Raw genomic sequence first — 23,736 nt, 5'->3', positions numbered from 1 at the left:
GGCTGCAGCATTGTTTACCTTTTGTATTACATTTGTTAAATTCTTGCATAGTGCAGGGTTTTATCCAACCCTCAATAGGGCCAGGTCTATATGCTGGATAGCTATTTATGAATAATTGTTTCTTTTCTTACTATAAATTTCATAAGCAAAAAACCAAATAAATAGCCTATTCCAGCTCCTATACTAACTGTAAATACTAGAGAGATCGGGAAAAACATGCCAAAAATTACACCGATAGCACAACCAAAAAGCATGCCCATTGGTATTAAACTATCTAATAAATCTTGAGCACCTTTTGATTTTTTCTTACCTAGGTTGCCTTGGTTATATTTATGTTTAAGCCGTTCAATTACATATACTACAATTCCTCCCACTATTACAACAGGCGTAATTGCCATGACTAACCACATGTTAGAACCTCCTTTCACTTTTTAATCAGATCATACCTGCTACTCTTAAACATAATGGTCCTTTAATGGAAACAGGCACAAACCTTATTCCATTATTGCGTCCTATATCGGAAAACAAAATTAAAACGGAAGGTTTTGAAAAAGCGAAATAGTAATTATTATTGTTAATAAAGAGCTTAAAGATACCAAAGATACAATTTTTCGGTTGTTTTGCTTTTTTGAAGGCTTACTTAGTTCATTGATTACTGCACCCCATAAAAGCACGGAAGCTAAAATAATAATACTCATAGTCATATTTGGCATCTCCTTTCTAAATATTTTTACTTTGCTTATATTCTAACACATTTGGCTTTTAACTTTAATCAGCCGGAAGATGTGGTGGTAATCACCTGTGATTTACTGGTACATCCCTTGTCATTTAGTGGTAAATAGTATATCAACGTCGGTACATTTCCTTGGCTGAAGTTTGGTGCCTGACCCCCGGTGCAATTAAAGCATTACCGGACCGGGGATCAAGTACATGAGATAACATGCCATGCATCATCCAGTAGTATTAACACTAGATGAGGTACAAGCTATTGATTAGATTTTTGAAAAGGTAATACTGCCAATAACGATTTCGAGGCCTATAGAAAATTTTCTATAAACAAACGATTTATGGTAAAATATAATTCCTTGGCAGGGGCATCAAAAGAGAGTCGGCACATTGTTGTCCAGACTCTCTTTTCTTGTGTTTTTCACTTTAATTAATATATTTTTTCTAGCAATCTAGCTTGTGTTTATCAAAACTCTTTATACAAACAAGCTAACTATTCTATTATAACCGCATCCATCAATTTGAATATATTTCTCTTACTTCCTTAACCATCCTACCACCGCAAACCGAACATGGTATTTGTTCATTAAGCATTTCCTCATAGGAAGCTATTCGTTTCCATGAATAACATGTCACAGTTGTACATTCCCATACAAGAGAACTCTCGACTACTCTCTTAGTTGATTTTGGCAGCAATGGTTGTTTTCTATTTTTAGTTGATCTTTGGTTTAATTGTTGATTATTATTTGTTTTAACTACATTCGGTTGAGTAAATACATCCAAAATAAATCTTGATGTGACCACTTTTTGCCCTCTGGGTTCAGTCGGCGAGCTAATATATAACTCCTCTTCCGCTCTTGTTACTGCAACATAAACAAGTCGACGTTCTGCTTCAATGGCAGAGTGAATTTTATCTGGTCCTTTAGATGTTAAGATTACGTCTCTTCGTTCTTCTATATCCAAAGAAGATGCATGAAGGAGGAAAGTTTCTGAAACACCAATTAAATACACGATGGGAAATTCTAAACCCTTAGATTTGTGAATGGTCATTAATTTAACTACGTCAGCTTTTGGGTCCTTCCTTAACTCTTCCATCCTTTTATTTTTTTCAATGATTTCTTCTACAAAAGCTAAAAATTCTGAAATCGTTTTAAAACGGGCTGCCGATGACTCTATTTCGGCTAGCGTTTCTTTTACCATTTCTTTATGCATTGTTACGTTCTTTCGCTCATCTGCCTCCAAATATTTGTCATAGACCTTTCGGATTAATTTAATGGCATTAACAGGCTCCATTGTTTTGATATTTTGTAATAACGTTAAACGATTAATGATTTGATTTTTCTGGAAACCCTTTAGGTTAGCAATTTCTAATGTATGCAATAATAAATTATTAGCGGGATTTGTTAGTTCCCTAATTTGTATAAATTCATATGTCCTCTCACGATTAAGATAAAGAGTAGGTATTATACCTTTAACTGCCTCTATATTTTTCTCATCCATTGCAACCCTTAGGTGATCAATGACTGGTTTTACAATCGATTGCTCGTAGAATGTACCGCCATTTCCGAATGTTACAAAGGGAATCGGTGTCTGCCCCCACTGCGTTAACGATTTAACTTACTGGGGGTCAGGCACCGAAATAGAGCAATGCTTATTGGACTCTTTTAGTTTAATAAACATATAAATAATAAAGGGATAGCACCAGATATTGGTACTATCCCTTCTCCTTGAAGGATTTATTTTTTCAAACCAGCAGCAAAGAAGGGACCATTAATTGACATTGTTGAGAGAATTCGAGCCATTTCTTGAGGAGATTCTTTCCTGCCACTATCTAACCATTTTTGAATGACTCCTATATGTGCAGATGCAATATAAGAAGCTAAATATTGTCCTGGAACGAGTAAATTTTGCTCCTTAATAAGTGCACCTGGATCATTGCCAAACAGTGTTTTCCACATAAAATCTTTCAGTCTTGTTTGAAATGATAAATCTCCTTTTGGACCTAGCACAGCTTTCATAAAACCACTTTTTTCATTAAGATACTCAAATATTAAAACGGCAATGGGAAATAGTGTTGCAGTCGGTGAGTTAGTTTCAAATGCGGTAAGAACACCTGGAAAGTTCTGTTTTGCAATTTTGGACATTTCAAGCATAATTTCGTCTTCGCATTTCGTCATTAAATCAAATTTGTCTTGATAGTGTGCATAAAATGTTCCTCGATTAATCTTCGCTCTGGTTGTTATGTCTTTAACCGTGATTGCTTCAAAACTTTTTTCATCGATTAATTCCACGAGTGCATCTCGGATTGATTCTTTTGTCCGAATGATTCGTAAATCCGTATTTCGATCTCGCAAGCTACTTTCCTCCTTCATTTTATCCAACACATTTATAAAAGATGTTCCATAACCAACACATCTTCCATTTTTGATTATTGAACAGCAATGGATTCAATTATAAAATTTATACATAATGAACGACAGGTTGTTCATTATTATAACAAAAAAACAGGGAGGATAACATATGTTCAAAAACAAACTGTTAATCGTTTCACCGATTATCGCATTGGCAGTTATTTTTATTTTTTCATTAACATTATTTCCATCGGTTCAACCTCAACCAAAAAATTTGCCCATTGCAATTGTAAATGAGGATGTAGGGGTGGAAATTCCTAATCAACCAAAGATGAATATGGGTCAAACAATCCTTGACATGATACAAAAAAATTCAAAAACAACAATTGATCAAAACCCTGCTGTAAAATGGGTTGTAGTAAAAAGTTCAGAGGAAGTACAAAAAGGGTTAGATAATCAAGAATATTACGCGGCTTTGGTAATCCCGAAAGATTTCAGTGCTAGACAGGCTTCTTTACGGACTCCTACACCATCATCGCCCGAAGTTGAAATATATATTAATCAAGGTATGAATATGGCAGCATCAACCGCAGCGGGGCAGATATTGAACGGCATAATTGACAATATGAATAATACTATTCGTACACAAATACTTGATGGTTTTGAAAATCTTGGAGCAACATTAACAGTAAAGCAAGCTGCAGGTCTTGCAACTCCTATTACAAAAAAAGTCACCAATGTTAATGAAATTGGTACTAATAGCGCAAACGGAAATTCTCCTATTTCCTTATTTCAGCCATTATGGATAGCAAGCTTGGCAAGTGCTGCTATTATCTTTATCGCTGTTAGTAAATTATCCATTACAAATCGGAAAGAGAACCTTATCGCAAAGATAGGACAATTAGTAATGGGGGCAATTGTCGCTCTTGTTGTTGGATTTGGTTTACCTTGGTTGGCAGATGGGATGATTGGACTCCATATTCCACATTATATGGATACTGCTTTATTCCTATCGATTACTTCTTTTAGCTTTTTCCTAATGATTTCAGCTGTATTTTCATTGTTGGGAATTAGGAGTATTGCTGTATTTGCCTTAATGTTATTCTTTGGTGCACCATTGCTGGCAATGGCTCCAGAAATGATGTCACCATTTTATCGAGATTGGGTTTATTCTTGGTTGCCAATGCGATTTATGATTCAAGGTTTACGTGAATTGTTCTTCTTCGGAAAAGGATTAACCTGGAGTTCCCCTTTATCTACTCTGGTATGGATTGGAGTAGTAAGCATGGTTATCGTTCTAGCTTCCGCTTTAAAACTTAATTCAATAAAAGACAAATCACAAAGCCAAAAAATAGAGGGATAACACAGTTTTCCAAAATGAAATGAAAACAGCAATTGGACATTTATTTCGTCAAAAAGAGGTAAACTTGTATCACCAAATTTTGGGCAGAATAGCTTAGTAGTAACAGCTAGGATCTTGTTTAATTGGCGTTTTTACCAATGTGTGACGTTATGAAACTGAATATATAATGATAAGGATTTTAAAGGTAAAAAAGCCTAATCCCTCCGTATTTTTAGCGAGGAATTAGGCTGATAATTTTCCGTATACGCGCCATATTCTTGAATAACCGAGTGCTAAGATTAGCTGCGAATTCACCTTTCAGTTCGTCAAGAGACGCATACAATTTAGAAGAAATTGAAACGGTGTAACGGGAACCTGTCCCCTCGACTCAATTCGCTAAAATAGGAACTTTCCCACACCGAATAGACTGCTAATAATTCCCATTCCATTCATGGTGCCTTTTCCCACTTTAAGTAAGCCTCCAAGTATTCCCGGCTGGCCTTTACCTCCGTTATTCCCCCAGCCCATCGGGGTCCACGGACCACCCCAGCCCATTGGATTTACCTGTCCCCCTAAGCCTGCTGGGTTTCCAAAACCGCCCCAGTTCGCCTGTTGCCCACTGGCGCTAAAACCAAAAGGATTGGCGGGCGGCGGCAGCAAAGCCGTAGTATGTCCTTGTCCGAATATCCCAGCATGATTGACCGGTTGTGCCCAAGGGAAGGGCTGTATTTGGGAATTGAAACCCTTATTGCCGGCTGGTGGGGCCCAGCTATCCGGATGTACTTGAGTCATCATTCCCGTCTGGTTGTTTGGTTGCGCCCAAGGTAAGGGCTGTTTTTTAGGGTTAAAACCCTTATTGCCAGCTAATGGAGCCCAACCAAGAGGCTGTCCTTGTGCGATCATTCCAACATGGTTGATTGGTTGCACCCAAGGAGTGGGCTGTCCTTGAGGCGCGAAACTTGGATGTTCGGGAAGCTGTGGCAAGTTGGCCGACTGCTCTTGCGACTCCCAATCGTCGTGATCGACCGGCAGCAACCAATTCCCGTTGTATTCTTGAGACATGAAACCTGGATGTTCGGGAAGCTGTGGCCATTTGGTAGACTGTTCATGTGACTCCCAATCGTCGTGATTGACCGGCGATAACCAATTTCCGAGTTGTTTTTGAGACGTGAATCCCTCATGGTCAGCCGATTGCGACCAGTTGGCTGGCTGCACATTCGCCTTCCAATCGTCATGATCAATCGGCGTCATCGAATTCCCGTTGTCAGCCGGTGTTGTCCAACCAGAAGAAGGTTCTTGTGCTGTCAAACCCATTTGGCCAGCGGGAGAAGTCCAATTAACAGGTTGTTCCATACGCTCAAAACACTCTAACCTCCCAGGTCTCTTCCAACCAGCCCGATGGACTCGACCACGCCAATCCTCTGGAATCTCAAGTCCATTTATTCCTCCAAGTTTGGGTATTTGGGGCTGTGAATATAATGGTGGTACTGAATTTTGGTTATTATATAGCTGCCCGCTCCCCCTTGAATTTACATACCAATTCTGGTGCATATGCCTATTCCCCTCATTTTAAAAACGTATTGTTAGACTTAGCCTATGTGATATTCCTTTTTTTGGCTGGTTAAATAACTAGGCGTACAAGCCCATATTTAAAAGAATGGGTACGTGGTTATCATTTCAGAAAATGGGGAAAATGGGGTCAGTCGCCCGGTGCGTTAAAGTTGTAGACCGGGGATGTAATTTTAATATTTACAGTTTATTAATTCAACAAATAGCAACTCATTATTTATAAATTCCACTATAGCCTAAAATTCAATTTACCCACATTCAATTCTCCTTGTTAATACTTTGTTAATTTTTTCATGATTTCTGTTTTTCTTTGCTTGTCATTTATTCTTGTCAAATCAAGGACCACTTCATGGCCTTTATGTTTCGATCGCAAAATTTCTCTGATTGCATTTTTCACACTTTCTTCTTCATCCGTTACAACGATGACATTTCGCAGCATTTTCTCCCTTCCCTTCTATCATATTTTTATGATTTTTTGCGAAGCAGATAGAATACATAGCCATAATACTCAGAGTAATTTCTGTATAAGTCAATTTCCGTTTGAAATTCAATTAATGTATTTAATGCCTTTTGATTATGTTGATATTTTTCTCTGAACAAGCTAATTCTTTTTTCTAATGGCGTATAGTAATGCTCCCACCAGCCGGATTCCGGTAACACAATGGTATCGATTACTTCATACCCATGCTTTTCAGCCTTTTCCCTGTTTTTATTTATTGAGTCCGCGCCTGGGTAAGCAATTTTCCAGAAATCAACGGGCTCTTGAGGGGGATTTTCTTTTAGCCATGAAAGCTCTGAAACAACTAAGATACCATCTTCATTTAGAAATCGCTTCCATTCCTTCAAACCATTTTCATAGCCGATAATATAAATGGCTCCTTCTGACCAAATGACATCAAATTCTCCCTCAGAGTATGGCAGTGACTTCATATTTGCCTTTTCGACGCTAACTTTATTGGAAAAATACTGCTGGTTTACCTTCTCGCGTAATTCGTCCAAGAACCCGTCATTCATATCAGTTGCTATTATCTTCCCATCAGTCAATGAGGCTAGCTCCATTGTTTGCATTCCCGGACCACAGCCGATATCTAATATGGTTGGCTTAGAAACGAATTTCTCAATCGTCTGATAGGCTTTTCTTGTTGTCTCATTATTCCCAGGTCCTTCTCTTGGGATTTCTTTATGTAGTTCATAAAATATATTCATTTTTTGGCCTCCTTTAACCATTTACAAAATCATTTTCACATAACTACCTCGCAATCTGTTCCTTTTAAAATAGCACATTTTTCAAATAATGTTAATAATCAGTATTCTATCCCTCTGTAAAAATACATTTAATATATTAAATCAATGTGAGAAGTTTTTCCTTTCTTTAAAGGATAGATCCCGTAAGACTCTGGAATTTTTTGTGTTGAATGGTAAAGCAATTCAGATACCGTTACACTCTTATATCCGTTCTTGTCTAAAAAGTCCAAAATCTTATCTAATGCTTTAACAGTAGAACAGGTTTGAGTATATTCACTTCCATGCCAATCGTGAAAAAGAATAATATTACCAGGCTTTATTCCTTTTTTTATATAACTGCACATTTGATTTGCCGGTGGATTTGCCCAATCACGGGAATCTTGATACCATGACCATAATACGACCGTTTTACCATTTTTTAAAGCCGTATTGATAATGACATCATTATAAAAACCTCCTACGGGCCGATAAAGTGACGGATTTACCCCAGTGAATTGCTTAATCAATTTATCTGTTTCTTCTAATTCGGATGATAGTTTTGCCGAGGTTATATTTCCATAAATATGGTGGAAAGTATGATTAGCAATTTCATGCCCCTCTTTCACTTCTCTTTTTAACAGATCAGGAAATCTGACTACTTTATTGCCAGCTACAAAAAATGTAGCTTTAGCATCATGTTTTGCCAATATATCAAGTATTTGTGGAGTGAAAATAGGATGTGGACCATCATCGAAAGTAAGGGCAACTAACTTTTCCTGAGTGTTTACTTCCCAAATAACACGCCCTGTTTTTTCAAATGCTTCTCGACTATTAGTGGTTGCAGCGGCATTTACTTGAAAGTTAAATAAAGGAATTATTAAAAGAATTGGAATGAGCAAAGTTTTTTTCATTGAATACGCTCCTTATTTATGATGAACTTATTTTTTGATAACTTTATTAAAAATATTTATCAAAAACAGGTATTGGTGGGTTTTCTATAGGGAAGGGAAATGATCCTTTTCCCTCTCCCCCTCCAAGAAGTTTGTAATCTTACGACAAAATACAACAAATACTGGGTGGTGCCAGACACTCAGTACTAAAAACGGCACAAAATTCAACTAATGGAGAGTTATGAAAGGCAATAAGTTTGGAATTTTATATATTTTATAGTGGGCCTATTTCTTCTATTACTAATAAAGTAATCAAGAACAGATTGGGGCACCTATCTTGAAAACAATTAAATCGTTTATATTATGGCTGCTATCGCTTGTAGCTGTGCTAATTTTCACTTTCGTTATTTCTATTTTCATCTCATTTATCCAAGAAAAGCTGTTTCTGCCCAAAAATTATCTCATTTGGATTTTCAAATCTCCTGTTGCAAAATTTGTTTTCATTTATGACCTATACAGCATGTTTATTTTTTTCTGTTTATTTAATAAAAATTTAAGCAAGAGCTCTATCAGTTCTTATCATAAAAAAAGTGCCAGGCACCTTCCGGTTTTCTGGTTAGTGCCTGTGGCACTTGTATTCGCTTTCAAAAATCAGTACATATCATTCTAAACTTCGCCATCTTCAACCACTTTCCTTTCTTCTAATAATTTTCTTTCAAAGAAGATAAATAAGTAAAAGAAGGAAATGGAAATTGGGCTAAGTCCTCGGTGCGTTAAAGCATTAGCTTGCCGGGGGACTTTGAATTTGGACCTAAAATTTATAACGCCTTAATTTTGTTGAAATAGTTAGGAGATTTTTCTTTATACGTTTATGTAGGACAAAAAGAGGATAGTTATATAGAAAAATATTAGCAGCAAATTAAATTCCTGTATTTTTATAAATATTTTCTTCTAGGGTGGATGGTATGTGGATCAAGAGACCTTTTTTTAAATATGCAACAGCTATCCTGTTAATTTTATTAATCATTTTCTTCTTTGGGAAAATTGATTACTTTGTTTGGCCCTTTAAAAAATTCATTGCTACTATATTTTTTCCGATTCTCATTTCCGGAGTCATTTATTATTTAATGAGACCATTTGTAACCTTTTTCTCCAAATATATCAGTAAAAATTGGAGTATATTGATGGTTTATTTACTATTCATCGGTACTGGATATCTTTTTGTTCTTTTTACTGGTACACCGATTGCACAACAAGTCCAGCAGCTTTCAGACCAATTTCCAAATAAGGTTGAAAAAATATCAAATGTGTCCCATAACATGGTTAAGCATAATAGCTTTGGAAACAGTTCATTAAGAATGATTGAAGAAAAAGCAAGTTCCCTCTCAAACTCCTTTTTTCATCATGTTGAACAAAATATAACGAATATCCTATCAACAATCACTAGTATTGCAACGGTGCTTGCAGTTGTTCCGTTTATTGTTTTTTATTTTTTACGAGATGACGAGAAACTTAAGCCCGCTCTCTTAAAAAATCTTCCCGTCGAACATGTGGAAGCGGGAAATTTGATTCTTGTTGATATAGATAAGACTTTATCCGCCTATATAATCGGACAATGTATCATCGCATTATCCGATGGAATCCTGCTGTATATCGGTTTTTGCATTATTGGCCTGAATAATAGTCTATTGCTTGCCATTTTCGCCATGTGTATGACGATTGTTCCCTTTATTGGCCCTGTGATTGGAATGGTCCCGGCCGTCCTTGTCGCACTTTTACAAAGTCCATTTATGGTTTTGAAAGTCGTTTTAGTTGTAATCGTGGCCCAGCAAATAGATGGAAATCTTGTTACACCAAGAGTTATGGGAAAAAAACTAAATATTCACCCGTTAACAGTCATTTTCATTTTGTTAATTTCAGGGGCTATTTATGGATTTGTAGGAATCATTATCGCCATTCCACTCTACTCGGTTGTTAAAGTAACCCTTAAAAATGTGATTCGTTTTTATAAGCTGAGGTGAATTGAAAATAATTAGCAAAAAAACAGAGTTTCAAGGGCATGAGATGTTTTATTATTCTACATTTTATAACCCTTCCATCATATGGTACCGTTTTCTATCACAAACATTAAAAATGTAAGATAAAATGAGTGCCAATTTGCATATGAAATTGACATTCATTTTTTATTGGAGTAAAGCAATTTTTGACGAAATTACATAATTTGCATTGGAAAATGCACCCTAAATTGTAGGGGTACAATGGCTGTTGTACCTCTACAATTTAACCTTCAATTTGGTATACAATTTGTCTTACAAAAAATGCTACTCAACACATAATAATTGGATATATATGTTAAGATGATGTCTTATCCTTAATTTAGTAACCAATGATTTTTAAAATAAGCGGAGATTTTCCGGTTAGTCCGCCGAGAAGAGCCCAGTTTGGGGGATATAAGCGGAGTTTTTCCGATTAAGCAAAGCAAAATTACCCATTTTCACGTTTTTTGAGTCAATAGTCGGAATTTTTCCGTCTATTTGAGCTATTTTTAGTGCTATTTCCTATTTAAGAGAAATTTCTCCGCTTATTTATCAAACCATGTTGATTCCTCATCTGGGTCCGCTCTTTTATGGTTGGCGGGAGAAAAAATAGATATTAATAATGTTTCCAAGGAATGTTTGAAAAGAACATTCTGACCTTTAATCCAGGCTGGAATGAAAATGCTGTGAAACTTGAATCGTTTACGGACATTCGAGACATTCAAAAACAACTTAAGGCTGAAGGAATAAACATGCTGACTGCAGCAGTTGAAACAAATGAAGGACCAGCACATTTTGTCATTGAAGATCCAGACGGAAATCAAATTCTTGTCGATCAACATCGATGAGTTAAGAGTAACTAACAGCCATGAGGGGTTAGTACACTTCTTTTATTTCTAACCAGGATAATTCTTGAAAGGAAAGGATGATTGAAATGGGCATGGAACAGGAGTTTACAACGAACCTCCCACTCAAAGAGAAAGCTGTGTCTTTTCTACAAATCGTAGCATCAGGGAAAGTTCGTGAAGCATACCAGACATACATTGGTCCTGACTTTCGTCACCACAACCCCCATTTCCCTGGTGATGCAGAATCACTCTTGCTTGCAATGGAAGAGAATGCAGCTATCAACCCTAATAAAATATTTAGGGTCAAACTTGCTATTCAAGAGAGAGATACGGTTGTGGTTCACTCCCATGTAAAGCAAAATCCCGAAGATCTTGGAGCAGCTGTTGTACATATCTTCCGCTTCCAAAATAACCAAATCGTTGAATTGTGGGATATCGGACAATCCATACCAGAGAATTCCCCTAATGAGAACAGCATGTTCTAACATTGTTAAATGGATATGCTGCTATAACACGGTTATATAAAAAGGTGCATTCATTCGTTACTGGATAAATGCACCTTTAGTTCAACTAAACGAAATTCTTTGTGTATTTTATTGGACTCCATTTACAAGCTGCTTCATTGCGTTTAACTCCGAAGAAAGCGCCAAAAACCATTCCTTATCCCCTGTTGATAATGCCAAGTCCAGGAGGAATTCAATTTGTGCCTTGTTGGTTACATTGGAAACAGGCAGTTTTTTCACCCGTTTACTTAGAATAGGTATTGTTTTTCCAATCGTTTGATTAAGGTCACTTGTAACAACGGTTACCTTCACTACTCCTTCTAGTGTATCCGGTGACAGCGATTCAACATAACCAATTATTAATTCGCCATCCCGTGATTCTGCCTTAATCCAATCACCTGTTTTTAAAATCGTATTATTGTTGGAGAACATGGTTTTTTTCACCTTCTTAATTTTTTTGTTTCATCATAGATTACGCTAGCTTTCATTGATCTGTAATTTTTTTTATTACATTTTATTTATAGATTTATGCAGTCATATATCCAGTTACTGACTCTTTTTAACAAGGTCAACTACTTCTTTAATTGTATAATCCTTTAAATATTCTCCCATATGCTCTTCCGCACCAAAGAAAATGCTGCATAAGACTTTTTGCATATTCGCCCCGACAATACAGTTTTCATTGGATTCAGGACATTTAGGCTTTAGTGCACCTTCTGAGGTTATTTTATATATATCCCAAAGATTCACTTCACTTAGATCTAACCCAAAAATAAATCCGCCGCCAATTCCCTCTTTTGATTTGATAAATCCATGTTTTTTTAACAAACTTAACACTTTTCGAATGCGAACCGGATGGACGCCAGCACTTTCCGAAATCGAATCGCTAGTTGACATGCGATCCGGCTGTAGTGCAAGAAAAGTTAAACTATGAATGGCAAGGGTAAAATCACTATTCATGAGCATGCCTCCTAAGTAATAAATCTTCTCACGTTTTTTACTATTACATCTATTGTCTGCATCTTTTTAAATTATCAACGTACTGTAATAGTAATCATTACAGATTGACTAGTCAAGCACTTTGCTTTTCTAAGTCCGTAGCAATGCAGTTTTTTTAAATATCCCATTGTTTTTTGACTTGCTTTTCTGCTATCCGGTTAATTTTTTCCCATGTCATATCTTTTTTCACTAATACATTGGTATGGTAATTTCGATTTTTATAATTTACTGTCACGAATACTTCAATCATCATTTTTTCCTCCTTTTAAACAACATATTTCAATAAAATATATTAAGGTTTTTTTAAAGGCTTAGCATTTTTCCTTATATTTTCATATTAATTTGCCGCTTTTTGCAATTCGGTGTACAAAAAGTTTCGGATCCTACGGGGCAGAAAACTACGTATTTCGTCCTCGTTATATCCAACTTGTAATCTCTTTTCGTCCAGGATAATTGGCCGGCGTACCATTTTGGGATGCTCCATGATTAATTTATACAATTCATTAAGCGGAAGAGATTCAATATTTACGTTTAATTCTTGGAACGCCTTTGAATTTGTTGAAATAATTTCACTAGTCCCCTCTTCTGTCAAGCGAAGAATCGATTTAATTTCATCAACTGTAAGAGGATTAGATACTATGTTTCTTTCCATATAGTCAATTTGATGCTCTTCAAGCCAAGCTTTTGCTTTTCGGCATGAAGCACAACTTGTTGTTGTATAGACAGTCACCATACTTTTACACACTCCTTAGTGTATTTGGCAAGTTTATTTAAGTGTAATAAAAAGACTTACAGTTATCATACTGTAATTTTATTCGTTACAGTACATTTTGTCAATTGTAAAGTTTTGGTTTGATCATTCACTCTTAGCAAAACGATAATGACTCCGGCAGACAGTGTCTGCCGGTTTTTATACGGCTCATATAAATCTCATTTTATACTCTGCCCTGAATGCTTCTCTTGGTTCAATCTTATTGATTCCAAATTTCTCTTTCAAGTTTCCATTTGTATCGTATGTATCAGCAATGCCGTGCCACGGTTCAATGCAAACAAACGGAGCCATCTTACCATCTGTGTATTTCGACCAAATTCCAACGAACGGAAATCCTTCAAACCTTACTTCTACACCATGATTCGACTTATTCGATGAAAGTGTAACTTGATCAATATTGTTATAAATAAGTGCATCTTGCGCAAATAGTGAGTCTGTGAGTGGAATCGATACTAGATCATTGGCAGTTCCTTTCTCGCGAATCAGAGAATTCTCTATCACATATTCCATCACATTCTTATTTGCAATAGGAATCAAATGCAAATTATAGTCCCCTATTGTTTCCTTTTCTATGAGTGGAATCCTAAATGCGGGATGGGCACCAATAGAAAAATACATCTCATCCCTGTTTTTATTTACGATTTCCCAATGAACAGTGAGTAGGTCCTCATTGAGTGTATAACGAATTATCGCTATAAACTCGTAAGGATAAACATGGCCGAAACGTCCGCCAGACTCGAAACGAAAAGAAACGTCTGCTTGAGACTGACCATCCACCTCAAATTCCACATCACGCAAAAAACCATGTTGTGACATTTCGTAGGTCTCACCCTCAAGTTTATAGCGGTCTTCCTTTAAACGTCCTACAATCGGAAATAACACGGGTGAGACACGTCCCCAATAGGCAGGATCTCCCGTCCACATATAGTCCAGCCCATTTTTCTTGTGCTTAACTTTGCGGACTTCTGCCCCAAGGGGACTAATTTCCACCTTCAACCAATCATTTTCAATAACAATCATCATCTGGTCTCCCTCATCTCTGGTCTGTATTGTTTCCTTTTATTATACCGAAAGTGCTGCTATTTCAAAACAAAGGCAAATTTGCACCATTTACATTGGGGTCAGGCACCATTTGCAGGGGCTTTACACTGCTTTCAGGGTAAAAATTGGTTCCGTTACTCCCGCAAACAAGGTAAACACCGTTCCAATTCCTAAACTATATACTATCCAATTTCCTGTTCACTGAGTGACTACAAAAAAGACGATTCGGAGCCCGAATCGTCTTTTTTATTACTTCTAGTTAAGCAACTACTTTATTTTGCACATTTTTGGTCTTAGCCGCTTTGCGAATGAAAGGAACCACCCAGCGGTCTAAGCCGATTCTGCCTGCGTTATATCCAGCAGTGAGGATGATAAAGCCTAAGAAAATATCTGTCGGGTTGTGAGATACGGTACCGGCCATGAAGAATGAAAAGTTCATTACTAAGCCAAAGAACATCGCTGTTGTAGTTAGGCATCCAAGGAGAAGTCCTAGGCCAATTAACGTTTCGCCCCAAGGGACGATAAAGTTGAACACATCCACATTTGGTAGAGCAAAGCTATTTAAGAATTCAACATACCAGCCATAAACTATAGCACCATCTGGACCTTTAACGGGATTTGCGGTTACTCCTTTTAGAAATCCTGCAGCATCGAAGCCACCAGTTAATTTATGAAGACCTGCAGTAAACCAAGAATAGCCAAGATATAAACGAATGATTGTTAAGATAGCAGCAGAGGTTTTCTTTTCTCTTAAAAATTTGTTAAACATATTGTTTTCCGCCCTTCAAATTTATTTGTTCTTTATAGTTACACTATATTCCATTCTTCACTTTACTAACATGGCTATAGTGATAAGTTCACAGTTTGTTTGAAATGTTTTGACGGAAAATTGAACAAGACTAATTGACTAATTCACAGTTTAAAAAATTGCCCATTTTGAACATTTTACTATCCACTTCGCAAAGTTCACACACAAAACCTGATCCAATAATGATTAAGACAAACGTTCAAATAATCAATTCCTCCGATTTTCAAATATTTTTTCACAGTAACTCCTTCTATTTATTTATGAAATTGTCTTACAATCTGAAGTAAACTAAAAAGGTGTACCGAAAATGGCACACCCATACGAATACAAATCATAAATTTTCTCGATTTCATCTTTCATCAGCAGCAATTTCGACTCATTTGCCCATGGATAGTGCCTGGCATTCGATTCTTTACTCACATCCCAAAGAGATTACTCACTCGGAATATGGATTTGTCCAGTCCGATCCTGTAGCAATAATGTTTGAAAAATAATTTTTGATAGTTTACTTGGCCGATTTGGCTTTATTAAATACTCATTTGCGCCGAGTGCTTTTCCCTTTTCCTTATCATCTAATGCTGAAGAAATAAAGATTGGTATTGTTTTTAGTTCCTCTATTTCCTTAACCTGTTTAATGAAGTCCCAACCGTTCATGGCATTTTCACCCAGCATAATATCAAGAACGATGACATCCGGTTGATCTGCTTTGACTGCCGCTAGCGCCGTTTCCCCATTTGAAAATACCTTTACGTAAAAGCTATTTTCCTCTAATTCAGTTAGCAGGAGGTTTGCATGGCTAATGTCGTCTTCCACGATAATGACATTTACTTTCCCTGTTTGATCAGGGACTGGCTCTGATCTCATCTCTTTCGTGTTTTCAGTAATACCTGAAACAAGTGGAAAACTTACTGTAAATATACTGCCTTCTTTCGTAACAGATTGAATAGAAATATCCCCATCATGGGCTTTGACTATTTCCTTCACAATCGCTAATCCAAGCCCCGTTCCACCGATTTTCCGCCGATTCGAATTATCTACTCTGTAAAATTCCGTAAATAATTTATCGAGGGAATCTGCTGGGATACCAAGCCCTTCATCTTTTATGGCAATTTTCAAATTGGAACCCTTTTCATAGATGGTAACAAATATATTTCCACCCTCAGGGGAATATTTAATCGCATTACTTATTAAATTATTAAATACTTGAGATAGTTTATCTTTGTCTCCAAAAACGATTGTATTTCTAATCTCTGCCTCAAAATGAATCGTATGATTTCGATTATTAGGTTCATACGTCTCAAGAATGTTACAAAGAATCGGGACTACATCCACATATTTTTTTTCATAGGTTTGTTTTCCTGCTTCCATTCTTTGGACATCTAAATCCAATTGTCGCAGCAGTCCCTGCAATAGAATGTAGGAACCTATATATTTCATTATGTTTAATAGCCCCTTGTTCATTTAACCATTGCTCAAGCTGCGTTCTAACGTTTTTAACCAAAGTTTGTTTATATTTGTTCATAACACACCTTCATTTTCTTAATAATCCTAATATATCAATTGATATTTTTTTCGACATTTTATTTCATAGATTGGCATAATTCGCCATACTCTAATATTATCATATATACACCTCTTGACATACTCGAAGTTTAGTAGTTTTTTCTCGATTGAATTCTAAAGAATTAAATTTCAAAATGGTTACTGATTTTCTGTTTTCTTTCAAAAATACCACAAAGACTCAGACCTAACGGAAAAAAGAGGTTTACCAAAAATGGTAAACCCTGTTCTGTAGACCAACAGCTTTATTATTCTCGATTTGGATTTAGTTTATCTTCTGAAAAGTAAATAGGAAATCAATAAAAAAGGGAAAGATACCAATGAATTTAGCCATTTACGATGGTTCCCCCATTAACATGCAGAATTTGTCCTGTTACATAGGAAGAATCTATATTGGATGCGAGATATACATAAGCAGGCGCGAGTTCTTCGGGCTGTCCTGGCCGCTTCATTGGGGAATTTTGCCCAAATTTACTTACTTCTCCTTCCGAAAAAGTAGAGGGAATAAGTGGTGTCCAGATAGGTCCTGGAGCGACTCCGTTAACCCTGATTCCCTTCTCTACTAACTGAATTGCAAGAGAACGGGTAAAGGATGTGATGGCACCTTTTGTTGAAGAATAGTCGATTAACTTTGGATTACCTTTATAGGCTGTAATCGATGAGGTATTAATGATGGCACTGCCTTCCTTAAGATGCGGTAAAGCGGCTTTTGTCAGATGGAACATCGAGAAAATATTAGTTCGGAAGGTTTGCTCCAGCTGCTCCGTGGAAATGTCAAGGATGCTTTCTTGAGGGTGTTGTTCCCCAGCATTATTCACCAGTATATCAAGCCCGCCAAATTCATCGACAGTTTGTTGAACAGCTTGCTGACAAAAGGTTTCATCACCAATATCACCAGTCAATAACAGGCATTTTACACGTTCTTCCTCGACCAGGTGTTTCGTTTCTTCCGCATCATGACTTTCATTTAAGAAAACAATCGCTATATTGGCTCCTTCTTTTGCAAACGCAATCGATACAGCTCGTCCTATGCCACTATCTCCGCCGGTTATAATCACGTTCTTGCCTTTTAGTTTGCCGCTCCCTTTGTATTCTGGATTTATTGTCTCAGGAGCTGGCGTCATTTCCCTCTCGATTCCAGGTTGTTGCTTTTGTTCTTGTGCAGGTAATTTAGTTGGGTATTTTTCATTGTTCATGCTTGTGTTTCCTCCTATAGATGGGTGATAGCAAGGGTAATACCCTTTGTGTAGGTTAATAAACCAATTGCAATTTCAAAATAACTATCTCATCTCAAGATGCCGCAAGTTTAAAATCTGTCCTTTTGTTGGTTTACAATATCTTCATTTAAGATTCCCATTTGTCTAATATGTGCACGGGTTTTTTCATCCCCTAGGTAAAATAGCATGGTATAGATCAGCAGCATTTGCTGGTCATATTCCATATTTTCAGGCTGATGATGGTATTCAAGAAAAGGAAATTGTGCACGAAAAAAGCTTTCCCAGTCCGTTTCGTCGTTTTGATCAAAAAGTCGTTCCAGAACAGCTAGTTGGGATTCTGTTGCTTCAATTTTAACATCCCATTCTCCTTCGAAAGGGTCCCTGAGAATATCGTGAGATTGAATATTAATATAATAACTTTGTTTTTGTTCACCCATTCGATTCATCTCCTATCTTTTTGTATGTTTACCACAACTTTAAGGGTTTTAACCATTTTCAAAAAATATGTAGAATGATAAAAGAAAATAGAATAGAATAATAGGTTTACGAATTTGAAAAAATTGGGTATACGAATAGTAGAAAGATGAAAATTTAGTTCTAGATCAAGATGTATTAACATGTTTTTTATGGCTCTCTTTAAACGAACAAAAAGTTAATGGAGGGATGTATCATGAAAATTAATAAACCTGAATGGCTTTCTTTAAGTAAAGAAATAAAAGTAAAGCTAATTCGATTAGCGATATTGGAAAACCGAACCAAATATTCAGAATCTCATAAGGTCTTTTCTACTAAATAAAGCCAGTCCCCCACCACTTTGCAAAGTATAAGCGCTGGGGGACTGGCACCTGATTATGCAATTTTCCAAGCTGTATTATTTTGTTTCAATTTCATTTTCAGAATATAGTCTTCGTTCTTACTTTTTCATTCATCGTATTAACTCTTTATTAATTGATCACGGTCATCTGCCAGTGGCGGCTCTTCTAACCATCCATGCTTAATCATAATCTTGGCTCCATCTTCGGCATATAGCGAAATTTCCGGAATTAAAGATGCATATTTTAATCCTAAGTCTCTTCTTGGGCTTGCTGCGATTCCCATTCCAAAATTGCCAATTCCTGTGGCAATCATGGCTGAAACATGGTACATCATTAATTTATCGGAAAAAATACCTCGGGTTGTGTTTGAAACAGCCGAATCCCAACTCATAGGAGCAGGCAGGTTATCTTTTATTAAAAAAGAGCTAAAAACATCAATATATTTTTGGGAAAGCTGTTTTCCTTTATTGAAAAATTCTCTTACTTCCCCATCTTGTGCAGTTTGAGCAAATCCGGTTATTAAGACTTTTCCAACGGCATTCGATTGAACATTTAAAAACAAATTAGAAACTTCGACTGAAGAAAGTGTCCTCTTATTCCCAAAAAATCCGGCAAGGAAATGTTGTTTTTCTACAAAACCTACCTTATCAGGAGTAGATATATATGGTGGTCTTACATAAGTCCCTTGTTTTAACATTAAATCGCGTGTCCTATCCTGCAATCTGACTGCCTTTTGTAAAATACGCTTATGAAAATCAACCACATCTGGTCGTGTTACCAATCCAAGTGCTGCGCTGCTTGCTGCCATTGCAATATTTGACATATGTCGTAAATACATTAAGAAAAATGTATCGGAGAAAAGTCTTGGGGCTTGTGGATTTACATCTTGTTCAGTAAAACCTATAGGTATCGGAAAGTCATTCCTCCTAAACAGTTCCTGCATAATAGAAATATTCTCTTTGGCTGTATCCAGCACCCATTCCACAACTGGACGCACTTCTTCATCTTCTACTTTTTCTAAAAAATAGCTGTTCACACAAGTAGCTAATGTATCGTTAATATATTGAGTCCATAATGCAGACATTTCACCAGCCGTTAAACGAATATTTTCTTTTTCTTTCACCTGAACGCCCTCCTACACAATAAATACATCTAAAAATAATATCACCAACTACTTAACAAAATATTAATCTAAAGTATTTAATTGTACCCATGAAACCAGGATTCATTGTACAATAACATTAATGAAGTGGAGGTAATTTAATGAAAAAAGTGATTATTTATTCACAAGTGACGTGCCCGCCATGTCATGAGGAAAAGGTTAAAAGAAAATGGGATTGAGTTTGAAGAAAGAGACATACGAAAAGACGATCAATATCTGCAAGAACTTATTGAACTAGGTGCAGCTGCTACGCCAGCAACCATTATCAAAGACGAAAATAGCGAAGAAGTTATCCTAGGGTTTGATCAAGCGAAATTGGCCCAGATCTTAGGGATATAAAGTATAAAAAGCGGTCACTATGATATTCATTCGACCGCTTTTTTCCTGAAAATCAAGTTATATATTTCACCATCATAGGGTTTCATTCTTTGCTTTGTTCTTTTTGGTAAGCTTTCAATTGTTCAATCATGACGAGAAGCTCTGGTTCCGTAAGCGACGGATAATCATCAATCTTATCCCTTACGTATTTCAATCGTTCAGGCAAGTCCCCTTTTTTATTAGAAAATATCGAAGCCACCGTTCCGGTTACGACCCCAATTAACCCGATCCCAACAAACATAAGTATACTAGCAATTATCCGCCCGACATTTGTTTCAGGATATAAATCTCCATAGCCAACGGTTGTTGTCGTTACCACTGTCCACCATAAAGCATCTCCATAGCTATGAAAACTTGGTTCTATCCATGTCATAGGAATCGCAGTTATAAATAATAAAGCAATAACTGTTACAAATAATTTATCTAAGCGATATTTTTCAATCAATAGATCTAAAATCGAATTATTTCTTTTTACTACGAGAATGAGCCTAACTAAGCGAACTAAGCGAATTAAACGGATGGTTCTAAATAGATGATCGAAAGGGATGAGTGCAAGGAGCTCAATCGGGTGACTTTTGACAAATTCCCATTTACGCTTGCTTAGGAAAAAACGAATCACATAATCAGCGGCAAAAAGCCCCCACACCATCCAGCCTAAAACAAAATCTTCTCTTTTGGGCAAATCAACCATTAACGAATAAATAATTATTCCTGCTAAAATTAATTCATAAATAAAACCAATCTTTCTTTGCAACTTTTTCACCTTCTAACTCTTGTTTCACTGAAAATGAGGTCAGCCCCCTGGTGCGTAAAAACTTTGGTCCGATGCAGCATAATACTTGTTAATTAATATAATTTGATAGTATCATAATTCCATAATTTTTATAGTTTTTCGAGGAAATGGTTAAAAGAAAATGGGATTGAGTTTGAAGAAAGAGACATACGAAAAGACGATCAATATCTGCAAGAACATATTGAACTAGTTGCAGCTGCTACGCCAGCAACCATAATCAAAGACAAAAAAGCGAAGAAGTTATCCTAGGGTTTGATCAAGCGAAGTTGGCCCAGATTTTAAGGGTTAAAGTATGATAAAAAGGGAAACCAGTCATTGGTTTCCCTTTTTATTCATGTCGTTAAGCGATTATTATAATGAACAAGACGGTCTAAATCAGCAACCATTCTGCGACACAAATTATAATCCTTTTCACGACTTTTTTCGACTCTCATTCTTACTGAATGATGTCTCATGTACTCTTCATAACCTACACCATGAGCACAATGCATCGCTTTTTCCATCTCGCACGTATAACTTAATTGTAAATGATCGATAACAAATCATTCCTTTCAGTTTTTTCCATATGGCGAAGTGTTCTTTTGCATAGTTCTAAGCTTATCATTGAATTCCAGGGCACACAAAGCCCAAAAAACGGTGTATTATGCTGTATATTGGAATGACATTCAAACTCGAGAAATTATCAATGATATGCGTACCTTTATCGCTATATCCTTCCTCATCCTACATAACCCTTACTCCGATTATTTAACATTAATAATTAAATACGATAAAATAGAGTGGAAAAGGAAATCGAAAGAAGGTTGAGTCTATTATGGAAAAATTAATGTTTATAGAAACCGGGATGGGGATAGATGTACATGGTCAAGATATTACGTCTGCCGCAGTTCGTGCTGTAAAAAATGCAATTCACTATAATTCGATGCCAGGTATTCGTTCTGTGCTCCCTGATAACAACTTAGATAATATGAGGGTAAACGTGAAGCTTGCAGTTCCTTGTGATAAAGAAAAACTCGATATTAACGCTGTCAAAGATGCCTTACCATATGGGATAGTCACTGTGGAAATAATGGATGGAGGAATGAAGACCACCAGCGGAATTGTCCTCGAGGATAAGGGTGACAAAAATGATCTGATGTACATAGTTGTTGCGTCGGTCGAAGTTGGCTATTAATTTTGAGCCATCGAGATCAAACCCTAAATTGAACTATCAAAGATATCTTTATGGAATCAGCTAATATTCCAGAACTGATTAACACACCCCGCCTCCATCAATAAAATGGAGGTTTTTTAATGTAAAATTGGACAATCTATCGGTGGATAAAGCTTTAGTCCGCCGGGAGACTGTCCCCCTCACTTTAAATAGAAAAAAACTATCTTTCTATGTAACTTACAAAAAAGATAGTTTTTCTTTTTCTTTTATTGTTTTTTGACAGGAGTAACTACTGCATATAAATTTTCGGCAGGGTCTGATACATTAAATTCAATAATTTTATAGCCACTTTCTCCATCTTTGTACTCATTTTTCCCTGTGGTAATGATTTGAATGTTATTCATATTCATCCTTCTTTCCTAATATTTCTCACACAGAAGTTAATATATGATGAAAGTTAGAATATGTGATTAAATTTTTACAAATTATTTCTTTTTAAACTTCTCACCTGATTATCAATCTAAAAACCCGTTAGACCCTCAATGAAAAAAATTGAATCAATTGTTGATATTTATATCAGTAGCCGATATAATATAACTGCGAACGATATATCGTCAAACGTAATAGTTTAGGGGTGAGTAAATGGCTGAAAAAATGGAACACAGTGCATTGACAGAAGCAGTTTATTATATTCTATTGTCCCTTTATAAGCCGATGCATGGCTATGGCATCATGCAAAACATTAAAGAATTAAGTAATGGACGTGTATCACTTGGAGCAGGCACTATGTATGGTGCGATTAATACTTTACTGGAAAAAGGCTGGATACACCCTGTAGCAGTAACTGAAGAAAAATCGCGTAAAAAGGAATATCAAATTACTGAAGTGGGAAAAGAGATCATTAAGCTTGAGTTATTGCGGCTAAATGAACTAATTAAAAATGGCGATGACATTGCTGGAGGTTGATTGTAATGAAGCATGTAATAAGAAAAATCTTTGTAGATTTTGAAAAGGAAGAAAAATTTTTAAATGAAATGTCAGCAACCGGTCTATCTTTAACAAAATATTCCTTTAATAAATATGTATTTGAGGATGCTCCTAAGGGGGAATACATTTATAGGATTGAATTGCTAGAACACCCAGTCGAACATCTAGAAAGTCAGGAGTATATTCAATTTATGGAGGAAATGGGCGCAGAACTTGTAACCTCTTATCATCGGTGGGTTTATTTCAGAAAAAAAGCGGCAGATGGTGAATTTACTATCTATTCCGACAATGATTCCAAATTAAGGCACTATAAGCGAATCATGCTATTATTCTGGTTTGTAATCGGATTAAACATGTTTATCGGACTGCTCAATTTATTTTTGGGCAATTTGATCTCTTCCGCAGGCAGACCACCAATTAATAGCTATCTATCAATTGTCTCATTTTCATTAGTTGGACTGCTTCTCTTATTTTTGGTCATACCTTTACGAAAGAAAATTGATAGATTGGAAAATGAAAAGAAAATAAGAGAATAAGAAAAAAGTGCCAGGCACCATACAAT

General features: G+C 36.3%; 27 protein-coding genes and 3 pseudogenes. 10 read left to right on the top strand and 20 right to left on the bottom strand.

The features are described 5' to 3' along the window. Positions 1-105 precede the first annotated feature (105 nt). The 4 genes and pseudogenes from AA980_RS20680 to AA980_RS20670 form a co-directional block, all read right to left on the bottom strand. Positions 106-410 (bottom strand): annotated as a pseudogene (locus AA980_RS20680) (hypothetical protein). 120 nt (positions 411-530) lie between these two features. After that, entirely contained in the window at positions 531-704 is a 174-nt protein-coding gene (locus AA980_RS27350; protein ID WP_024028174.1) for a hypothetical protein, read from the bottom strand. Between the two features lie 538 nt (positions 705-1,242). Then, positions 1,243-2,310 carry a 3'-5' exonuclease gene (locus AA980_RS20675; RefSeq protein ID WP_082195783.1) on the bottom strand — a complete coding sequence of 356 codons (1,068 nt, stop codon included), beginning with the start codon at positions 2,308-2,310 and terminating at the stop codon, positions 1,243-1,245. Positions 2,311-2,462: 152 nt separating this feature from the next. After that, entirely contained in the window at positions 2,463-3,080 is a 618-nt protein-coding gene (locus AA980_RS20670; protein ID WP_024028176.1) for a TetR/AcrR family transcriptional regulator, read from the bottom strand. A gap of 166 nt (positions 3,081-3,246) precedes the next feature. Between AA980_RS20670 and AA980_RS20665 the strand changes: the two genes are divergently transcribed. Next, positions 3,247-4,440 carry a YhgE/Pip domain-containing protein gene (locus tag AA980_RS20665; protein WP_024028177.1) on the top strand — a complete coding sequence of 398 codons (1,194 nt, stop codon included), beginning with the start codon at positions 3,247-3,249 and terminating at the stop codon, positions 4,438-4,440. Positions 4,441-4,815: 375 nt separating this feature from the next. Here AA980_RS20665 and AA980_RS27925 read toward each other — a convergent pair. From AA980_RS27925 to AA980_RS20650, 4 genes and pseudogenes are all read right to left on the bottom strand, one after another. Then, positions 4,816-5,217 (bottom strand): annotated as a pseudogene (locus AA980_RS27925) (hypothetical protein); the annotation flags it as partial. 1,042 nt (positions 5,218-6,259) lie between these two features. Next, positions 6,260-6,427 carry a hypothetical protein gene (locus AA980_RS27345; RefSeq protein ID WP_156351178.1) on the bottom strand — a complete coding sequence of 56 codons (168 nt, stop codon included), beginning with the start codon at positions 6,425-6,427 and terminating at the stop codon, positions 6,260-6,262. 26 nt (positions 6,428-6,453) lie between these two features. Next, the gene (locus AA980_RS20655) at positions 6,454-7,194 is read right to left on the bottom strand and encodes a class I SAM-dependent methyltransferase (RefSeq protein ID WP_024028179.1); all 741 of its coding nucleotides are present in this window, start codon (positions 7,192-7,194) and stop codon (positions 6,454-6,456) included. 128 nt (positions 7,195-7,322) lie between these two features. Next, positions 7,323-8,123 (bottom strand): polysaccharide deacetylase family protein, encoded by an 801-nt coding sequence (locus AA980_RS20650; protein ID WP_024028180.1) that lies wholly within the window; start codon positions 8,121-8,123, stop codon positions 7,323-7,325. A gap of 944 nt (positions 8,124-9,067) precedes the next feature. Between AA980_RS20650 and AA980_RS20640 the strand changes: the two genes are divergently transcribed. The 3 genes and pseudogenes from AA980_RS20640 (at position 9,068) to AA980_RS20630 (ending at position 11,471) form a co-directional block, all read left to right on the top strand. Continuing rightward, on the top strand, positions 9,068-10,123 hold the full coding sequence (locus tag AA980_RS20640; protein WP_024028182.1) for an AI-2E family transporter: 1,056 nt from the start codon (positions 9,068-9,070) through the stop codon (positions 10,121-10,123). A gap of 641 nt (positions 10,124-10,764) precedes the next feature. Next, positions 10,765-10,986: pseudogene (locus AA980_RS20635) on the top strand (VOC family protein); the annotation flags it as partial. Positions 10,987-11,072: 86 nt separating this feature from the next. Continuing rightward, positions 11,073-11,471, top strand: coding sequence for a nuclear transport factor 2 family protein (locus tag AA980_RS20630; RefSeq protein WP_024028184.1), 399 nt, complete (start codon positions 11,073-11,075; stop codon positions 11,469-11,471). Between the two features lie 108 nt (positions 11,472-11,579). Here the strand turns inward: AA980_RS20630 and AA980_RS20625 are convergent, their stop codons facing one another. The 9 genes from AA980_RS20625 to AA980_RS20585 form a co-directional block, all read right to left on the bottom strand. After that, positions 11,580-11,921: an IDEAL domain-containing protein gene (locus tag AA980_RS20625; RefSeq protein WP_024028185.1), complete on the bottom strand. Its 342-nt coding sequence runs from the start codon at positions 11,919-11,921 to the stop codon at positions 11,580-11,582. Between the two features lie 114 nt (positions 11,922-12,035). After that, the gene (locus tag AA980_RS20620; protein WP_024028186.1) at positions 12,036-12,449 is read right to left on the bottom strand and encodes an RrF2 family transcriptional regulator; all 414 of its coding nucleotides are present in this window, start codon (positions 12,447-12,449) and stop codon (positions 12,036-12,038) included. Positions 12,450-12,603: 154 nt separating this feature from the next. Beyond that, complete coding sequence (locus AA980_RS20615) at positions 12,604-12,738, bottom strand: BA3454 family stress response protein (protein WP_024028187.1); 135 nt, start codon at positions 12,736-12,738, stop codon at positions 12,604-12,606. Positions 12,739-12,825: 87 nt separating this feature from the next. Then, a complete protein-coding gene (gene spxA, locus AA980_RS20610; RefSeq protein ID WP_024028188.1) occupies positions 12,826-13,221 on the bottom strand; it encodes a transcriptional regulator SpxA in 396 nt (131 codons plus the stop codon). 186 nt (positions 13,222-13,407) lie between these two features. Further along, on the bottom strand, positions 13,408-14,283 hold the full coding sequence (locus tag AA980_RS20605) for an aldose 1-epimerase family protein (protein WP_034723850.1): 876 nt from the start codon (positions 14,281-14,283) through the stop codon (positions 13,408-13,410). Positions 14,284-14,560: 277 nt separating this feature from the next. Next, the gene (locus tag AA980_RS20600; RefSeq protein WP_024028190.1) at positions 14,561-15,070 is read right to left on the bottom strand and encodes a DoxX family membrane protein; all 510 of its coding nucleotides are present in this window, start codon (positions 15,068-15,070) and stop codon (positions 14,561-14,563) included. A 471-nt stretch (positions 15,071-15,541) separates the two neighbouring features. Further along, the gene (locus AA980_RS20595) at positions 15,542-16,546 is read right to left on the bottom strand and encodes an ATP-binding protein (protein ID WP_024028191.1); all 1,005 of its coding nucleotides are present in this window, start codon (positions 16,544-16,546) and stop codon (positions 15,542-15,544) included. Positions 16,547-16,995: 449 nt separating this feature from the next. Continuing rightward, positions 16,996-17,865 (bottom strand): SDR family oxidoreductase, encoded by an 870-nt coding sequence (locus AA980_RS20590; protein WP_024028192.1) that lies wholly within the window; start codon positions 17,863-17,865, stop codon positions 16,996-16,998. 110 nt (positions 17,866-17,975) lie between these two features. Continuing rightward, positions 17,976-18,323: a hypothetical protein gene (locus AA980_RS20585; protein ID WP_024028193.1), complete on the bottom strand. Its 348-nt coding sequence runs from the start codon at positions 18,321-18,323 to the stop codon at positions 17,976-17,978. Between the two features lie 233 nt (positions 18,324-18,556). Between AA980_RS20585 and AA980_RS28085 the strand changes: the two genes are divergently transcribed. After that, positions 18,557-18,682 carry a hypothetical protein gene (locus AA980_RS28085; RefSeq protein ID WP_268926636.1) on the top strand — a complete coding sequence of 42 codons (126 nt, stop codon included), beginning with the start codon at positions 18,557-18,559 and terminating at the stop codon, positions 18,680-18,682. Positions 18,683-18,819: 137 nt separating this feature from the next. Here AA980_RS28085 and AA980_RS20580 read toward each other — a convergent pair whose 3' ends face one another. After that, positions 18,820-19,824: a DUF3231 family protein gene (locus tag AA980_RS20580; protein ID WP_024028194.1), complete on the bottom strand. Its 1,005-nt coding sequence runs from the start codon at positions 19,822-19,824 to the stop codon at positions 18,820-18,822. A 186-nt stretch (positions 19,825-20,010) separates the two neighbouring features. On the opposite strand from AA980_RS20580, the gene AA980_RS20575 reads away from it, so the two are divergent. Beyond that, positions 20,011-20,202: a glutaredoxin family protein gene (locus AA980_RS20575; protein ID WP_330217803.1), complete on the top strand. Its 192-nt coding sequence runs from the start codon at positions 20,011-20,013 to the stop codon at positions 20,200-20,202. Between the two features lie 82 nt (positions 20,203-20,284). On the opposite strand, the gene AA980_RS20570 is transcribed toward AA980_RS20575, so the two are convergent. Beyond that, a complete protein-coding gene (locus tag AA980_RS20570; protein ID WP_024028196.1) occupies positions 20,285-20,995 on the bottom strand; it encodes a potassium channel family protein in 711 nt (236 codons plus the stop codon). Between the two features lie 165 nt (positions 20,996-21,160). Here AA980_RS20570 and AA980_RS28320 point away from each other — a divergent pair, with 165 nt between their 5' ends. Next, positions 21,161-21,283: a hypothetical protein gene (locus AA980_RS28320; protein WP_152681198.1), complete on the top strand. Its 123-nt coding sequence runs from the start codon at positions 21,161-21,163 to the stop codon at positions 21,281-21,283. A 565-nt stretch (positions 21,284-21,848) separates the two neighbouring features. Then, positions 21,849-22,208, top strand: a complete 360-nt coding sequence (locus tag AA980_RS20565) for a Lin0512 family protein (protein ID WP_024028198.1) — start codon at positions 21,849-21,851, stop codon at positions 22,206-22,208. Between the two features lie 245 nt (positions 22,209-22,453). Here AA980_RS20565 and AA980_RS27340 read toward each other — a convergent pair whose 3' ends face one another. After that, a complete protein-coding gene (locus AA980_RS27340; protein WP_156351179.1) occupies positions 22,454-22,591 on the bottom strand; it encodes a hypothetical protein in 138 nt (45 codons plus the stop codon). 238 nt (positions 22,592-22,829) lie between these two features. Between AA980_RS27340 and AA980_RS20560 the strand changes: the two genes are divergently transcribed. Both AA980_RS20560 and AA980_RS20555 read left to right on the top strand, forming a co-directional pair. Next, on the top strand, positions 22,830-23,153 hold the full coding sequence (locus tag AA980_RS20560) for a PadR family transcriptional regulator (protein ID WP_024028199.1): 324 nt from the start codon (positions 22,830-22,832) through the stop codon (positions 23,151-23,153). 5 nt (positions 23,154-23,158) lie between these two features. Next, positions 23,159-23,710, top strand: coding sequence for a DUF2812 domain-containing protein (locus AA980_RS20555; protein WP_024028200.1), 552 nt, complete (start codon positions 23,159-23,161; stop codon positions 23,708-23,710). Positions 23,711-23,736: the final 26 nt, after the last annotated feature.

The organism is Neobacillus vireti (genome assembly GCF_001026695.1).
Classification (GTDB): Bacteria; Bacillota; Bacilli; order Bacillales; family Cytobacillaceae; genus Neobacillus; species Neobacillus vireti.
The sequence above is the reverse complement of the archived record's forward strand: the minus strand, read 5'-3'. Positions and strand labels throughout refer to the sequence as shown.

Coding starts and splice junctions, on each gene's coding strand:
- AA980_RS20605 (WP_034723850.1), bottom strand. CDS start 14,283: ATGATGATTGTTATTGAAAATGATTGGTTGAAGGTGGAAATTAGTCCC.
- AA980_RS20565 (WP_024028198.1), top strand. CDS start 21,849: ATGGAAAAATTAATGTTTATAGAAACCGGGATGGGGATAGATGTACAT.
- AA980_RS27345 (WP_156351178.1), bottom strand. CDS start 6,427: ATGCTGCGAAATGTCATCGTTGTAACGGATGAAGAAGAAAGTGTGAAA.
- AA980_RS20630 (WP_024028184.1), top strand. CDS start 11,073: ATGGGCATGGAACAGGAGTTTACAACGAACCTCCCACTCAAAGAGAAA.
- AA980_RS20600 (WP_024028190.1), bottom strand. CDS start 15,070: ATGTTTAACAAATTTTTAAGAGAAAAGAAAACCTCTGCTGCTATCTTA.
- AA980_RS20595 (WP_024028191.1), bottom strand. CDS start 16,546: ATGAAATATATAGGTTCCTACATTCTATTGCAGGGACTGCTGCGACAA.
- AA980_RS28085 (WP_268926636.1), top strand. CDS start 18,557: ATGAAAATTAATAAACCTGAATGGCTTTCTTTAAGTAAAGAAATAAAA.
- AA980_RS20560 (WP_024028199.1), top strand. CDS start 22,830: ATGGCTGAAAAAATGGAACACAGTGCATTGACAGAAGCAGTTTATTAT.
- AA980_RS20665 (WP_024028177.1), top strand. CDS start 3,247: ATGTTCAAAAACAAACTGTTAATCGTTTCACCGATTATCGCATTGGCA.
- AA980_RS27350 (WP_024028174.1), bottom strand. CDS start 704: ATGACTATGAGTATTATTATTTTAGCTTCCGTGCTTTTATGGGGTGCA.
- AA980_RS20650 (WP_024028180.1), bottom strand. CDS start 8,123: ATGAAAAAAACTTTGCTCATTCCAATTCTTTTAATAATTCCTTTATTT.
- AA980_RS27340 (WP_156351179.1), bottom strand. CDS start 22,591: ATGAATAACATTCAAATCATTACCACAGGGAAAAATGAGTACAAAGAT.
- AA980_RS20620 (WP_024028186.1), bottom strand. CDS start 12,449: ATGAATAGTGATTTTACCCTTGCCATTCATAGTTTAACTTTTCTTGCA.
- AA980_RS20575 (WP_330217803.1), top strand. CDS start 20,011: ATGAGGAAAAGGTTAAAAGAAAATGGGATTGAGTTTGAAGAAAGAGAC.
- AA980_RS20640 (WP_024028182.1), top strand. CDS start 9,068: ATGTGGATCAAGAGACCTTTTTTTAAATATGCAACAGCTATCCTGTTA.
- AA980_RS20615 (WP_024028187.1), bottom strand. CDS start 12,738: ATGATTGAAGTATTCGTGACAGTAAATTATAAAAATCGAAATTACCAT.
- AA980_RS20590 (WP_024028192.1), bottom strand. CDS start 17,865: ATGAACAATGAAAAATACCCAACTAAATTACCTGCACAAGAACAAAAG.
- AA980_RS20555 (WP_024028200.1), top strand. CDS start 23,159: ATGAAGCATGTAATAAGAAAAATCTTTGTAGATTTTGAAAAGGAAGAA.
- spxA (WP_024028188.1), bottom strand. CDS start 13,221: ATGGTGACTGTCTATACAACAACAAGTTGTGCTTCATGCCGAAAAGCA.
- AA980_RS20625 (WP_024028185.1), bottom strand. CDS start 11,921: ATGTTCTCCAACAATAATACGATTTTAAAAACAGGTGATTGGATTAAG.
- AA980_RS20655 (WP_024028179.1), bottom strand. CDS start 7,194: ATGAATATATTTTATGAACTACATAAAGAAATCCCAAGAGAAGGACCT.
- AA980_RS20585 (WP_024028193.1), bottom strand. CDS start 18,323: ATGGGTGAACAAAAACAAAGTTATTATATTAATATTCAATCTCACGAT.